This is a genomic window from Mesorhizobium sp. M4A.F.Ca.ET.050.02.1.1 (assembly GCF_003997725.1).
Taxonomy (GTDB): domain Bacteria; phylum Pseudomonadota; class Alphaproteobacteria; order Rhizobiales; family Rhizobiaceae; genus Mesorhizobium.
Genome location: NZ_RZSG01000066.1, coordinates 1 through 14,812, shown reverse-complemented (window position 1 = coordinate 14,812; position 14,812 = coordinate 1). Strand labels below are relative to the sequence as shown.

Below are 14,812 nucleotides of genomic sequence, written 5' to 3'. Positions count from 1 at the left end.
ACGCATCCGAAGATGCCTACCGGGCGGTCGGTTTCGCGAACGATGGCCAAGCCATGAGCCGGATCACCCGCAAGCAGTTCCTGGCGCTTGGAGCCGCCTCGCTTGGCCTTGCCGGTTCCGGGCTGGTAGGAAGGGCGTTGTCCAGCGGCGGGGAGAGCGGCCCGGTGCCCGGTGAACTCGTCGGCGCCTCCTCCTCCATCGGCCACAGGCTGCGAGGCGGCACCTTCGCCGCGCCGGGCGAGATCCGCCGCACCGATGTCGTCGTCGTCGGCGGCGGCGTCGCGGGCCTGGGCGCCGGTTATCGCCTTGCCAGGGCCGGCTATGACGATTTCCTGCTGCTCGATCTCGAAGCAGCTCCCGGCGGCAATGCCGCCAGCGGGCGCAACGAGGTCAGTGCCTTTCCCTGGGGCGCTCACTACGTGCCGTTGCTCACCCAGGAAGCCAGGGCGGTGCGGGCACTGTTCGAGGACTTCGCCATCATCACCGGGTACGGCCCCACGGGCGCGCCGCTCTACGACGAGTATGCCCTCTGCGCCGACCCTTCCGAGCGCCTCTACCGCTACGGGCGCTGGCAGGACGGGCTGGTGCCGGCGATAGGTCTCACTGCCGAGGAGGAGGCGGAGACCAGGCGCTTCTTCGCTACGATGCGCGACTTTCGCCGGCGCGTCGGCACCGACGGCCGGCGGGCTTTCGCCATTCCGCTCGACCTGAGTTCGCAGGACGCCGATCTGATGGCACTCGACGCCATTGCCATGACGGCCTGGATGGAGCGCGAAGGCTATCGCTCGCCGGGGCTCGCCTGGTATGTCGACTATTGCTGCCGCGACGACTACGGCACGCGGTCGCAGGACGTCTCGGCCTGGGCCGGCATCCATTATTTTGCCTCCCGCAACGGCAGGGCGGCCGATGCCGACGAGCAGGGGCTGGTCACCTGGCCGGAAGGCAATGGCTATCTCACGCACCGCCTCGCCGAGGTCCTTGGCCCGCGCGTGCGGTCGCGGACGCTGGCCTTTGCCGTCGAAACAGATGATGCGGGCGCGGCTGTCGACGTTTGGGACGCGGCCGAGGACAAGACCTTCCGCGTCGAGGCGAAGGCCGTGGTGCTGGCGACACCTCATTTCGTGACTGCACGGCTGATGAAGCATGCGGCCCTTGCCGCCGGCTTTTCCTATGCGCCCTGGGCGGTGGCCAACATCACGCTCGACAGCCTCCCCGGCGGCACGGGGGCCGGCCTGAGTTGGGACAATGTCGTCTTCGACAGCCCCCTGCTCGGCTATGTCGTGGCCACCCACCAGATCACCCAGATGCGCCCGACGAACACGGTGTTGACCTACTACTGGCCGCTTAGTCACCTGCCGCCGGAGGAGGCGCGCCGGGAAGCTCTGGCGCGGCCGCTGCAAGCCTGGCAGGGCATCTTCCTCAAGGAGCTCCTCGCGGTCCATCCCGAGCTCGAAGGCCACGTCCGGCGGGTCGATGTTTGGGTTTGGGGGCATGCGATGATCCGGCCGGTGCCGGGCTTCATCTGGGGCGCGCAGCGGCGCGCGGGTCTCGTGCAGAAGCCGCCTGTCTTCACCGCCCATTCGGACATGAGCGGCGTCTCCATCTTCGAGGAGGCCTATACGCACGGGGTTCGTGCGGCCGAGAACGCCATGGCCTATTTGGGCCATCCTTTCGAGACGGTGCTGTGATGGCGCATTCCTTCCTCAAGGCCCAACCCTGGATATTCTCCGCCCGCTTCGACCTCGGCTTCATCCTGGCGCCGGCGCTGGTGGTGACGCTGGCCGCCCTGGTCTGGTCGCTGTCGGGCGGCGCGGCAAGCGAGACGTCGCCGTGGGTCTGGCTGGTGCTCGTGGTCGGCGTCGATGTGGCCCATGTCTATTCGACCCTGTTCCGCACCTATCTCGACCGCGCCGAGCTCAGCGCGCGGCCCTGGCTCTATGGCTTGACTCCGCTGCTGGCCTGGCTGGGAGGCTGCCTGCTTTACTGGTGCGGCAGCCTGGTGTTCTGGCGCGTGCTCGCCTATGCCGCCGTGTTCCACTTCGTGCGCCAACAATACGGGTTCATGATGATCTATGCCCGCCGGGAACGCGGCCTGCCACCGCTCTTCCGCCGCATCGACAAGGCTGCGATCTACGGCGCCACGCTCTATCCGCTCATCTACTGGCATTGCCACCAGCGGGAATTCTCCTGGTTCATCGAAGGCGATTTCATCCGCCTCGACCTGCCGCTGCTCGCCACCGTCGCCGGCCTCGCCTATGCCGCCATCCTGGCCGCCTACGTCGTCAAGGAGGCGGCGCTGCTCCGCCGCGGCATCGGTTTCAACCTGCCGCGCAATTTGTTGCTGGTCGGCACCGCGATGTCCTGGTTCATCGGCATCGTGCTGTTTGACAACGACCTCGTTTTCACCGGCACCAACATCATCGCCCACGGCATCCCCTATATCGCGCTGATCTGGGGCTATGGCCGCAACCAGGCGCGGCTGCAGGGAGGGCGCAGTTCCTTCCTGGCGCCATGGATCGCCCATCTGTTCACCTGGCGCGCCGTGCCTGTCTACATGTCCGCCCTCTTCGGGCTCGCCTATCTGGAGGAGGGGTTGTGGGATGGCTTCGTCTGGCGCGAGCATGGCAGCCTCTTCGGCCTCTTCGGTACCCTGCCGTCGCTCGGCTCCTCCGACGCGCTGATTTGGCTGGCGCCGCTGCTCGCCATGCCCCAAGCCACCCACTACATCCTCGATGCCTTCATCTGGCGCATGCAGACCAGGGACACCAGCTGGAAGCAGGTTCTGTTCGCGCAAGAACCGGGGCGCTCCTGATGGATGCCCGGGTGACTGATCAGCCCCAGGCCGTGCAGGCCCAGCCGTTCGCCCCGGGTCTGCACCTGCTCGTCGATTTCTGGGAGTGCCGCGGCCTCCGGGATGCCGAGGGGATAGAGCGCACGTTGCGCGAGGCGGCGGCGGCCTGCGGCGCCACGGTGCTGGGCGTCATATTGCACAATTTCGGCGAGGGCGCAGGCATCACCGGCGTCGCTTTGCTCGCCGAGTCCCATATCAGCATCCACACCTGGCCCGAGACCGGCTATGCAGCCCTCGACCTCTTCATGTGCGGCCGCTGCGACCCTCGAGGAGCCTTGCCTGTGCTGGAGGCGTGGTTCTCGCCTGGCCGTACGAGAATTACAGAGCACCGGCGGGGATGAGGTCGCAGGCGGACTGTTCGACCTTACCGGCACAGGCGGGCTCTCCTGCTTGAGAGGGGGGCCGATCACCCGCGATGCTGTGGCGACGCGGGTTCGCGCGTTGGGATCTGGGCCCCCGGTGCGGTCAGCTGTTGTTCAACTTCAAGTGGAGGCAATGCAGCGTGGCATGTCAATGCGCGGCGATGTCGAAATATGAGAATAAGATTCCATCGCTGCTGCCGAAACGGCCCTCAAAACAGCCATTGTCGGCCGCCGCCAAGCGGCTTGATGGAGCGATCGTGACCTTGGCGGCGCGTTTCTCCACATTCAGTTCGACACGAACGTCATGAAACGTCAAAAAGGTCCCGTTGAGCGGGAAATGCATTTTGTAAAAGGCTTCCTTGATCACGAATAGAAGCTTGGGCAGGTCGTAGCCCAGGCGACTTTCGATCTCTTCCTGCTCCTCCAGTTCGGGGGCCTGCGACACCAGTTTTGCCAAGTCGCATGGAAGCGGAGAATCGTCCTCGATGTCGATACCGATGCTCAGGAAATCGGCCGACCATCCGACGGCGACAGCGCACAGGCTTCGAGTATGAGAGATGGAACCGACAACACCTGCCGGCCAGACTGGCGCACGATTGCGCCCGACCGGGATGACGCTGTTGGATACGCCAAGGCCCTGCAAAGCCTGCCGGGCATAAATGCGCCCGGCGCGAAACTCACGGCGGCGCGCCGGTACGACATTGCCCAGGGAAAGTTCTTCCGCGAGCAGCAGGTCTCGATCGGCTGGTTCGAGATCGCCGCCCTCGACGACGATGCCATCAGCGACCGACTGGCGAATGGCTGCCACCAGGCGGACTGGCGAACGGTCGTCCAGGACTTCCGGCTCACCGGGCAAGACCACTCCTTTGCCGGCCCAAACTGCTGCTCCATCGACGCTGTCCTGCGTTGTAACAGAACGTCGATGGACCGGGCAACGCTCGCCATCGCCAAGAGAAATGGCGGTCCAGAGCGGCGGATTTAGTGTCCTTCGTGCCCGGCGCGGTAGCCGGCCCCTTATCGCATCCAGCCCACATGCAGCGATGCCGTGAAGCGTTGGACCGCCCTAGGTTTCAGGCGCGACCGAGTTTCACTTGCGCGCCTTGCGTATCGACGCCTGATAGACCAGCGAGGTCCAGCTGTTGCTCGAGGCGAGGTGGCAGTAGAGCATTCCCAGCGCGCCCGATTTCCTGAGGTCGAGGAAGGCCTCGTCGCTCAATTTGTTGAGGGCGGCCTCATCGATCACCTGGAAATCGGTGAGGTTGAGCACCTCGCCGCCCTCCAGCGTCACCTTGCTCTGGCGCGGCGCGAACAGGCCGTGCGCTTCGATTTTCTCGATCATCGCCCGAGTCGCGTTGAAGTCGGTCTGGAACTGGTTGCAGAAGGCCAAAGCCTGCCTGGTCGCCTCGGTCGGCTCGGTGCCGTTGAAGAAGGGCGCGATCTTGCCGCCATCCTCGCGGAACGGCGCCAGCAACTGGTCGACGATGCGCTCGCTGGCGCGGTCGATGCATAGCGTCAGCCGGCCGGCCGTCTTGCTGTCGTCGGCGAGGATGAAGGGATAGCGCCGCACATAGGCCGGAATGTAGTGCGGCTCGCTCCAGCGGCCGTCGGCATCGACGAACAGGTTCTCGTACTGGCGCACACCGGTGATGATCACCGGCGCCTTGGCGGCGCCGATGAAGACGATCGGGTAGGATCGCATCGCCGCCGGCATTTCCGACGCCGCCACGGGAATTGCGTGCGCGGAGCGGGCGAAGGAGAAGTCGGCGCGCGCCGCCAGGCCGAGCGAGCCGTGTCGTATCGGATTGAGCGCCTCGGGCTTCGAATAGAACAGCGGTAGCCCAATGTCGGCCGCGGCCGGAGCCGTCTGCGTCTTGGCGTCAGTCATTATCGGTATCCTCCAGGCGTCTCGCGCCAATTCGGTTTAGAGCAACTCCAGGAAAAGTGTGAAACGGTTTCCCGTTCGGGATTGCGGCAAGGCAAAGAGCAATTCCAGGAAAAGTGTGTAACGGTTTTCCGTCCGGGATTGCGGCAAGGCAAGAAATAGAACGGCTCAACGTTTCCGCGAAACGATGAACCGCTCCGGTGACCCGCAAGCCCGTGACCATTCCGGTCTCGCTCGCCGGCTTCACCGCCGCGATCGACAAGCTCGCAGCCGTCAAGTGATGCGGTCGCGATCGGTCGCCGCGCGCCTACCCTTGCCTCGGATGTCCCTGGCTGAGCGCAGCATGCCGACTGAAAGCCGACAGGCAGAACGGCGCCTTGACGAGCCGCCCGAACATCGGCACCCTCGATCGCCTGTTCAGTGCTCCCTGAACCCGCGATTGAGCGAGTCGCGGACCGGCGCCAGCATATAGTCGAGCAGGGTATGCTCGCCGGTCAGGATCATGACTTCCGCCGGCATGCCAGGCGACAGATGGATGTCATGCAGCTGTCCGAGGTCGGCGACGTCGACCTTGACCTTGGCGAGGAAATAGGGCTCGCCGGTCCTCTCATCCGTCAGCCGGTCGGCCGAGACAGAGGTGAGCAGGCCGTGGATCTGCGGCAGATGCCTGGTCGGATAGGCCGACAGCACCACGCGTGCCGGCATGTCCGGATGCACCATGTCGATATCGGCCGGTTTGATACGTGAATCGATGACCAGATTGGGCTCGTTGGGTACGATATCGAGAAGCGGCTGGCCGCCGGAAATCACGCCGGATTCAGTCCTGACACGCAGGTTCATGACGGTTCCGGAAATCGGCGCGACGATATCGGTCCTGGCCAGCACATCCTGGCGTGAGGGCAAAAGGCTGCGCAGTTCGGCGAGGTCGCCGCGCACCTTGGCAAGATCTACATTGGCTCTCTCGCTGTCCTGCTGGCGCAGATTGAGCAACTGCAGCTTGGTCTCGCCGATCTGCTGGTCGTTGCCTGCGACCTGCGACCGGTTCGATGCCTGGTTCGCCCGGATATCGGCCTGGGCGCGCTGCAGCGCCAGTATCCGCGGCAGGCGCTCCAGCCCCTGTTTGTACATTGCCTGCGCCGAAACGATCTCCTGGTCGATCAAGCCGAGCTGCTCGGCCTGGGCGGCGATCACGTCCCTCCATCCCGTGCTCTGTTCTTCAATCTGTGCTATGCGCTTGTTGAGGATCTGCTCGCGCCCCTCCCGGGTCGCGAGGCGGCTGTCGAGCAACGCCTGCTCCTCGACCACCACCTTCCGCGCCGTCTCGCTGTCGATCGACGTCAGCTCCCTGGGAAAGCTGATCCGGTCTTGTCCGGCAAGCTCGGCGACCAGGCGCGCCTCGGTCGCCAGCAAGCGGATGTAGCGCCCCTGCAACTCGTCATAGCGCCCTTGAGCATCGGTCGTCTTCATGCTGATCAGGATCTGGCCGGCGCTGACCTTGTCGCCCTCGCGCACATGGATTGTCCCGATGATGCCGCCCTCCAGGTGCTGGACGGTCTTGCGGTAGCCTTCGGGGCTGACGACGCCATTGGCGACCACGGCGCTCGCTAGCAGCGCCATACTCGACCACGCCGCGGTACCGCCGACAAAGACGATCGCCGAGACGTAGCCCAGCATGCGCGCTGGCCGCGTGCGGCGGTTAAGGTCGCGCCTGCCGGCGCGGAACGCAGGCGACCGCCGCCGGACGAGCCAGGCGAGCAGCAGCAGAAGCAGCGCGCTCGCGGCCGCCGCCGCGGCGATCTTCATCGGCTGGTCCAGCTCTTCGAACCAACTCGGTGTCGCGGCTGCCAGATCTGTGGCAGCACCGACCAGCCTGTTCATTTCGTCGCGCAGGCTGGCCAGCAGCAGGTCCAGCATTTTCGACAGGTCGCCAAATCGATTGTCCATGGCTCACTCCGCCGCCTTCAGCGTTGCCGGTGCATTGGCGTGGCTCTTGTCTCGCCTGGGCATCGGCACGGTAATCCGTCTGGCCTGGCCGCCCAGCGCGCCGAGCACCTCGTCCCGCGTGCCGAACATCTTGACGGCGCCATCGAGCATGAAAACGACATGGTCCGCCGAGCGCAAAAGGTTCATCTGGTGGCTGACGAGAATGACGGTGCAGCCTCGTTCCTTCAAAAGGCGAAGGACATTGAACAGCGCCATTTCGCCGTCCGCGTCGAGGCCGGTGTTCGGTTCGTCGAGCACGATGAGCGCGGGATTGCCGAACAGGGCGCGGGCGAGGGCGATGCGCTGACGCTGCCCGCGCGAGATCCGTGCCCCATGCGGCCCTACCTCGGTTTGATAACCGTTCGGCAACCGCAATATCATCTCGTGGATACCCGCAAGTTGCGCCGCGGCGACAACTGCCGCGCTGTCGACATCGCGCAAGCGCCCGATGTTCTCGGCGATCGTTCCCGGAAACAGCTCAACCTGCTGTGGCACGTAGCCGATGTGCATCCCCAATTGATCCGGCGGCCAGCTTGCGACCTCCGCACTATCCAGCCTCACATGGCCGAGCGACGGGCGCAGCGTCCCCACTATTAGGCGGCAGAGCGTGGTCTTGCCGGAGCCCGACGGTCCGATCACGCCGCAGGTCTCGCCGGCCACCACATCGAAGGACACTTTGTTGATCAGTGTCTGCTGTGTTCCCGGCGCATAGTAGTATGCGTCCTCGAGCTTCAGGCGCCCTTGCGGGCGCGGCAAGGTTACGCCGCCGCTCTGCCGGGACCCGGTGTCGGCGAAGAGGCGCATGAGGTTGCGACGCGCGGTGCGAGCAGTGACCAGGCTGCGCCAGGCTCCGATCGAGCGTTCTATCGGCGCGAGCGCGCGGCTGAGCAGGATCGATGCCGCGATCATCGATCCGGCCGTCAGTTCGCCACGCAAGACAAAATACGCGCCGAGCCCCAGCACGGCCACCTGAAGGGCCAGGCGCAGCGAGCGCGACAGGCTGGCGATGCTGGTTGTGCGACTGAGAAGCTGCGCCTGGATGGTCATCAACGACTGCTGCTTTTCTTCCCAGCGCTGCAGCGCCGGCTCTGACATGCCGAGCGAGCGGAGCGTCTCGGCGCCGTCGACGTATTGACTGGCCGCGGCCTGATTGCGGCGCAGCCCCAGCGACGCTTCCTGGCCCTTGCGGCGCGTGAGAAAGTCGTTGGCCAGCGCGCCACAGAACAAAAGAACCGCCCCGGCTATTCCGACCAGGCCCAATGCCGGGTGCAGGAGCCACATGAACGCCAGGAAGACGGGCGTCCAGGGCGCGTCGAGAAAGGTCAGCATGCCGTCAGCGGCAACGAAGCCCCGCAGGTCGGCCACATCCTTCAGGCCGGCCTCGAGGCTGCTGCCCGCAAGGCGAGCTTCCATGGCTCGTTCGATCACCGGAACGCTGAGTTGGTCATCGAGCCATTGGCTGATATGCCCGAGGATCATGCGTCGGGCCTGTTCCAGCATACCATAGACGGCGATCGCGGCGATCACCGCCAGGGTGAGCCACATCAGCGTATCGATCGAGCCGCTCGACAGGACCCTGTCGTAGATCTGCAGCATGTAGACTGTGCTGGCGAGCAGGAGGAGGTTGGCGAGCAGGCTGAAAAGGAGGAGGGCGGGCACCTGGCGCCGCGCCAGATGCATCACCTCCTGGAACTGCGGTCTTGGCTGCATCACGGATACCCCCGTTTCGATGCCTTTGGGCCAGTGCCCGGCCGGGCGTCAGGGGATGGCGCCCGGCCGGATCGAGTCAAGCTATGACGACGCCGTCGACGTGGTTGTCGTCGAAGATGCCGGTCCCGTCGATGCCAATGGAGAAGCTGTCGCTTGCCGTGTCGCCGTCGAAATCGGCGATCTGCACGGTGAAGTCGAGCTTCTCGTCGGGTGCCGGCTGCGCCTGGCTGAGGCCGAACCCGCCGATATCGAAGGTGTTGTTGTCGTTGCCGGAAACGCCATCGGCGTTGCTGACGTTTTCGATCAGCACGCGGTCATGGGTTCCGCTCGTCGTCCACTGCACCTTGTCGCCGGTGCTCAGGCCCTTGATCGTCCAGGTGCCGTCGCCGTTGTCCGTGACGGTCGGAAGAAATTGCGTATTGCCTGTCTTGACGATGTTGTCGACGACCGAGACCGAGGTGATGGTGACGGCCGTGTCGCCGGTGAGCCCGTTGACGAAATTCACCCCCGGTTCAGCGGCGGTGTTGAGGGCCGAGATCTTGACGCTGACGGGTCCGACGCCCGGATTGGTCTGGTTGACGGTGAAGGATGCCGAACTCGTATTGAACACGTTCGTGAACGCGATGTTGGCTTCGACGTCGGCCTCGTTCTGGTCCAGATTTGGCACCAGGAAGTTCGTGTTCGCGCCCGTGACATAGGTGATGAACGCCCCCTCACCGGGGTTGATCTGGTTGCCGTTGACGCCGAATGAGGTGGTGCTGCCGGCCTGGCTGATATTAAGCACATCCTTGGTTGTGATGTTGCCGCCGGCGGATTGATCGAGCGGGTCCTTCCCGATCACCACGATCTGGGTGGAGGCCGGATTGCCGAACGTCATAAACAGGTTGCTGCCGGAGGGTGCCCCGGCGAAGGCGAAGTTGATCTCCTCACTGACCGAGACCTTGAGATTGCCGTCCAGGTCGATGGAGTCATCGGGGTTGGTGGCGTCCGGATGCTCCAGCGCCTCGTACTGAATGCTCCAGAACTTGCCGCCGCTGACCGGGCTCCCGGTCTCCTCGAGGTAAACCGCGAAGGCGATGGCGCCTGCTGACGTCTTGCCGAGCACGATGTTGTCGTTCTGCGTGTCCGTGAAAAGAAAGATCTCTTCGCCGTCGTTGGTAAAGAGACCGCTCGAGTCACCGTCGAGCGCGCCGCCGCTAGAATCGGTGAAGGCGATGTTGCCGACCGAGCCCGTGACGCCGCTGATGGAAATGACGTTGCCGTTGCTCACCGCTGCATTAATCGCGGTGGCCGGGTCAGCGCCGAGTGCCGTCAGCCGACTGGAGAACGCAGTCGGCAAGGCGGTGTTGGTATCGTCATTCTGCAAGCCGGCCGTTTCGTCAAGGGTAACGGTCGTGCCGGTGAGCGTTACGGAAAGCGCCATGAGAGCCTCCTAGAGATTATCGTGAAGATTGCTGGGGAACCTGCCGTTCGGCGGTCGCAACGCCGGCGCCGGTAGGGGAGCGCGGAGTTCAGTCCGAGGTTCGTCTCGACACAGGTTCGGAACGAAGCGGGCTGCGAGGAGTCTGCAACATCGGTGTCCGTCAAAGCGTCGTCGACGTTGTCGCCGGTTTGTAGCGCGGTCTTCCGGTCGTTGACGGCCTCGTCGTCGAGAATCGAGGTGATCGACATTGCTGTTCTGCCGAAATGTACCCCCAGGCGAAAGATCGATTCCTGAGGGGCCCCATCCAAAGGAAAGACCGCCCTCTGAATCGCGGCCTTCGAATCCCTGATTGTCCCGCCGATGGCGAGCGCCGGTCTATTCCCGCTTCGATAGTATTATGGTCAATGTCCCTACCTATCGAACGATATCTATCGTTCGGTAAGTCGAGGCGCGAGAAGGGCGGCCTACGGCTATTTTTCCCGCATCGCCCGGCGGAAGTTCTGCGTGATCGGCTCGGCGAGGTAGGAAAGCACGGTGCGAGCACCCGTCCGGATCATCGTCTCACTCGACATGCCGGGCAGCAGCTTACGACCCTCCAGCTTGGCGAGTTCTGTTCTGTCGATCAAAACGGTCGCGGCGAAATACGGTGCCCCGCTACGCTCCTCCACCATGCGGTCAGCCGACACGATCTCCACGACGCCCTCGAGAGGCGGCAGGCTGTAGCGGGCGAAGGCCGGGAAGCTGACGCGCGCGGGCTGTCCGGGGGCGATCGTCTCGACATCCTCGGGTCTGACCATGGCCTCGACCACGAGTTGCTGTCCGAGCGGCACCACCGTCATCAATGTCTCGCCGGGCTTCACGACGCCGCCCGCCGTGTGAACCTTCAGGTCCATGACGATGCCGTCGACCGGCGCCGCGATATTGGTGCGGGCCAGCACGTCCCTGGCGGAGCGCTCCTGCTGTCTGAGGTCGAACAGCTCCGCCTCGACCTTGCTCAGCTCATCGACGGCCGCGTTCAGCCGCACTGTGTTGAGGTTCAGGATTTGCATGTCGATCTCGGCCATGGCGCTTCTGGCACGAGCGATTGCTGCGACGTTGGTAGCGCGCTCGCCCTCGATCTCCCGCTGTTGTCGTTTGAGCGACAGGTTCCGCTCGCGGGTGGTCAGCCCCTTCGCCAGCAGGCTCTCCAGGTCCTTGGTCTCACCCTCGATCGCCTCGATCTGCTTGTCCTCGGTGACGATAAGCTGCTGCAGTCCCGTGATCTCTTCCTCGATCTGGTGACGGCGCTGGCTGAGAATTTCCCGCTCGTCCTTCAAATTGTGATGCTTGGCGGCGAACACGTCGCGCTGTGCGGCCACGGCGTCCCTTGCTGCGCTGGCGGGGTTGGCGAGCAACGCGGCATCGAACTCGATCTCGGCCTTGCCGTCGCGCTCGGCCCTGAGACGCGCGGCCAGCGCCTCACGCGTCGCTATCCGGTTCTGGATCAGGTCAAGCTGCGCGGTTGCCTGTGTGTTATCGAGCCGGATGAGCACCTTGCCGGCCTTGACGATATCGCCGTTGGCGGCGTTCAACTCCGCGATGATGCCGCCCTCGAGATGCTGGATGAGCTTGCGGTCGCCGGCGACCTTGATAACGCCCGGTGCCACCGCGGCGCTGTCCAATGGTGCCAGCGCCGCCCAGCCCCCGGCCACGCCGAAGAACAGGAACATGATCGCGAACCCGGTCCATTTCACGCCCGCGAGACGCAGGGGTACCGGTGTCAGCAGGGATGGCGGCGGGACGGGCAGCGGAACGACGTTCATCGATAATTCCTCACTGGGCCGAACATGGTCATCGGTTTGTCGAACTCAACGAGCGCTGGTAACTCACAACAAAGACTGCAAGACCGGCACCTCGTTGGGTTCATGCTTCCTTTGCCTCTTGGGTGTCTTGCACGTCTTTGACCACCTTCGGGGTTGCTCTTGGCATCTGGGTCACCCTGCGAGCGCGGTTGGCGAGTTCACCGAAAACGGCGTCACGCGGCCCGAATAGGTCTTGTGCGCCGTGGTTGAGCACCAACACCTTGTCAACCGTTTCCAAGATGCTCGGCCGATGCGAGATCAAGATCAGGGTCGCACCTGCCGCCTTGAGCCCGCCGATGACTGTAGCCAGCGCTTGCTCGCCCTCGTGGTCGAGGTTGGAGTTAGGCTCATCAAGGATAAGGAACGCCGGGTCGCCATAGAGCGCCCGCGCCAGTCCAATGCGCTGGCGTTGCCCCCCGGACAGTGCCGCACCACCTTCACCGATCTCGGTGGCGTAGCCCTTTGGCAACCCCTTGATCAGTTCGTGGACGCCAGCCAATTCCGCGGCCTTGACCACGTTGTTGAAGACTGCCGGATTGAGCGTCGCGAAGCGGCAGATGTTTTCGGAGACGGTGCCGGCGAAGAGTTCGATATCCTGTGGCAGATAACCGACATGTCGACCCCGGTCCTCGGCCGCCCACTCGGCAACGCTCATGCCGTCGAGCAGCGCGCGACCGCTGGTTGGACGCCAAGTGCCGGCCAGCACTCGCGCCAGGCTGGTCTTGCCCGCCGCGCTCGGGCCGACCAACGCCATCGCTTCACCTGCCTTGAGTTGGAAGCTGATGCCTCGCAGGATCGGTTCGCCGCCCTGCCTGGCGAGCATGATGTTCTCGGCCTCAAACTTACCCTTTGGGCGCGGCAACGGCAGCGCCGGTGTGGCCTCCGGTCGCTGACCGGCCATTGCAGCGAGACGCTTGTAAGCGGACCGTGCCCCGATCGTCGCCTTCCAGGTGCCGATCGCCTGTTCAACCGGGGCCAGCGCGCGACCCATCAGGATCGAGGCGGCGATCATGATGCCGGGTGACGCCTCGTTTTTCAGCACCAGATATGCGCCGAGCCCAAGCACGGCCATCTGCAGGGCCAGCCGGAAAGCGCGCGCGAGGGCGGAGATGGTGCTGGACCGGTTGCTGGCGAGAGATTGTCCTCTGTTGGCCTCGTCCTGCTGGGCCTTCCAGCTCTCGAGCAGGGGATTCAACATGCCCATGGCCTGGACGACCTCGGCGTTGCGGATCGTCTGCTCAGCCTGCATGTAAGCCCGCGTCTGGGCGACTGCCGCTTCCGCCATTGGCTTGCGGGTCAGGTACTCGGTGAGCAACGCCAGTGCGAACAGCACGATGCCGCCGCAGGTTGCCAGCCAGCCCAACCAAGGATGCATGAGGAAGATGGCACCCAGGAAAATTGGCGCCCACGGTGCGTCGAGGATCGGGTAGATGCTCGGGCTGGTGAAGAAATTCCGCACCTGGTCGAGATCACGCAGCGCGCGGGCGTTGATCTGACCGGGTGCCGAGGCGGCGTATTCAACCGATGCGGCCAGGAGAACCGGTGCCAAGCGCGCGTTCAGCCACGTCCCGACTTTGGCCAGAAGACGCGCGCGCACCACCTCCAGCCCCGCCATCGTGACGAGCGCTGCCGCTGCCATCAGCGACAGCATCACCAACGTCTCCAGGCTGTGGCTGCCCAACACGCGGTGATAGACCTGGAGCATGTAGAACGCGCCGGTCAGCATCAGAATGTTGATGCCGCCGCTGAACCAGATGAGCGGTCTTATGGCGCGCCTGGCTTCTTTCATCACCGCTTGCAGGGCAGAGGGGCGAGGGGGCTTCATCATGATATATCTGCCCTGTGTGCAGGGTTGACGCCTTGGTTTGGGCCGGTTTCGCGCGGGGCGCGAGATTGTCTCACATGGGAGAAGGGAGGCGGCGTGAACCGCCTCCCTTTGGTCAGGTGTCAGGCGATGACTTCAACAGCCAGGTGCTGGATGCCCGTCGCGTCGCCGTCGGCGTCCTGGATGTTGACCGCGAAGTCGAGGTCGGCGCCGATCTGTCCGGAAGTCGTCTGGATGAAGCCGATATCCGTGATCTTTAGGACGTCGTTGTCGGCAGCCTCCCAAGCGTTCGTGCCAGTGCTGGCACCCTCCACCGCGATGGTGAGCGGGTTATCGACTGCCCCGTTCAGGTTGATCGCTGTGCCGCTGAGTCCGTTGCCGGATTGCATGATCTGGACACCTTGGATCTGGTAGTTTTCCCCGGCAGCGAGGTTGTAATCGTTACTCTCGATAACGACGAGGGCGTCGTTGTTGTCGAGCGTGAACTCCAAGTTGTACGGGGACGGCACGGCGCCTTTGATGAAGTCCGCGTTCTGGACGAAGACTGACCTTGACGTCGTGGCGTTGTCGTCCCCGTTGCCGAGGATGTTGTCGGCGCCGTCCTTGTCGATCAGGTTGAGGACCAAGATCAAGTCCTCGCTGTTCCCGATGCCGTCGAACTTGATGGCGAGACCGGAAACGGAGTCCGTCGGCACGAGCTTCTCGGTACCACCACCGGGGGCACCGGGGTTCACGTCACCCAGAATGTTCTCGTTGAAGAACCGCAGCGTGAGCAGTTCGCCCTTCTGGATCGTGTCGCCGGCAACGCCGTTGGTCGACTGCGTGGCGGAGACCCAATCCTCGAAGGCACTGGTGACGAACTGCCCGTTGTTGAAAGTGGTGTCGAGAGGCGGACCGTTCGGTGCGCCGTCACCCGTGCTGTTGAAGCCGAACGG

Annotated in this window: 11 protein-coding genes and 1 pseudogene; 3 read left to right on the top strand and 9 right to left on the bottom strand. The window is 64.2% G+C overall.

Features of this window, described 5'->3' with window-relative positions:
- The 3 genes from EOA33_RS07895 to speD all read left to right on the top strand — a co-directional run.
- On the top strand, positions 1-1,688 hold a 1,688-nt coding region (locus EOA33_RS07895; RefSeq protein ID WP_245482270.1), incomplete at its 5' end, for an FAD-dependent oxidoreductase.
- Entirely contained in the window at positions 1,688-2,812 is a 1,125-nt protein-coding gene (locus EOA33_RS07890; protein WP_189375292.1) for a hypothetical protein, read from the top strand. The genes EOA33_RS07895 and EOA33_RS07890, both read left to right, overlap by 1 nt.
- 11 nt (positions 2,813-2,823) lie before the next feature.
- Positions 2,824-3,192, top strand: coding sequence for an adenosylmethionine decarboxylase (speD, locus tag EOA33_RS07885; protein ID WP_245455564.1), 369 nt, complete (start codon positions 2,824-2,826; stop codon positions 3,190-3,192).
- A 169-nt stretch (positions 3,193-3,361) separates the two neighbouring features.
- Here the strand turns inward: speD and EOA33_RS07880 are convergent, their stop codons facing one another.
- The 9 genes and pseudogenes from EOA33_RS07880 to EOA33_RS38905 form a co-directional block, all read right to left on the bottom strand.
- Positions 3,362-4,069 (bottom strand): 4'-phosphopantetheinyl transferase superfamily protein, encoded by a 708-nt coding sequence (locus EOA33_RS07880; RefSeq protein WP_189375290.1) that lies wholly within the window; start codon positions 4,067-4,069, stop codon positions 3,362-3,364.
- Positions 4,070-4,300: 231 nt separating this feature from the next.
- Positions 4,301-5,098, bottom strand: a complete 798-nt coding sequence (locus EOA33_RS07875) for a SapC family protein (RefSeq protein ID WP_127405382.1) — start codon at positions 5,096-5,098, stop codon at positions 4,301-4,303.
- Positions 5,099-5,512: 414 nt separating this feature from the next.
- A complete protein-coding gene (locus EOA33_RS07865) occupies positions 5,513-7,039 on the bottom strand; it encodes an HlyD family type I secretion periplasmic adaptor subunit (RefSeq protein ID WP_127405381.1) in 1,527 nt (508 codons plus the stop codon).
- Positions 7,040-7,042: 3 nt separating this feature from the next.
- A complete protein-coding gene (locus EOA33_RS07860; protein WP_127405380.1) occupies positions 7,043-8,758 on the bottom strand; it encodes a type I secretion system permease/ATPase in 1,716 nt (571 codons plus the stop codon).
- A 106-nt stretch (positions 8,759-8,864) separates the two neighbouring features.
- A complete protein-coding gene (locus EOA33_RS07855; RefSeq protein ID WP_127405379.1) occupies positions 8,865-10,211 on the bottom strand; it encodes a DUF5801 repeats-in-toxin domain-containing protein in 1,347 nt (448 codons plus the stop codon).
- A complete protein-coding gene (locus EOA33_RS07850; RefSeq protein ID WP_126056144.1) occupies positions 10,196-10,459 on the bottom strand; it encodes a hypothetical protein in 264 nt (87 codons plus the stop codon). The genes EOA33_RS07855 and EOA33_RS07850 overlap by 16 nt, the downstream gene beginning before the upstream one ends.
- Before the next feature lie 222 nt (positions 10,460-10,681).
- The gene (locus EOA33_RS07845; RefSeq protein WP_127405378.1) at positions 10,682-12,013 is read right to left on the bottom strand and encodes an HlyD family type I secretion periplasmic adaptor subunit; all 1,332 of its coding nucleotides are present in this window, start codon (positions 12,011-12,013) and stop codon (positions 10,682-10,684) included.
- A gap of 100 nt (positions 12,014-12,113) precedes the next feature.
- Positions 12,114-13,880: a type I secretion system permease/ATPase gene (locus EOA33_RS07840; protein ID WP_127405377.1), complete on the bottom strand. Its 1,767-nt coding sequence runs from the start codon at positions 13,878-13,880 to the stop codon at positions 12,114-12,116.
- 119 nt (positions 13,881-13,999) lie between these two features.
- A pseudogene (locus EOA33_RS38905) lies at positions 14,000-14,812 on the bottom strand (hypothetical protein); the annotation flags it as partial.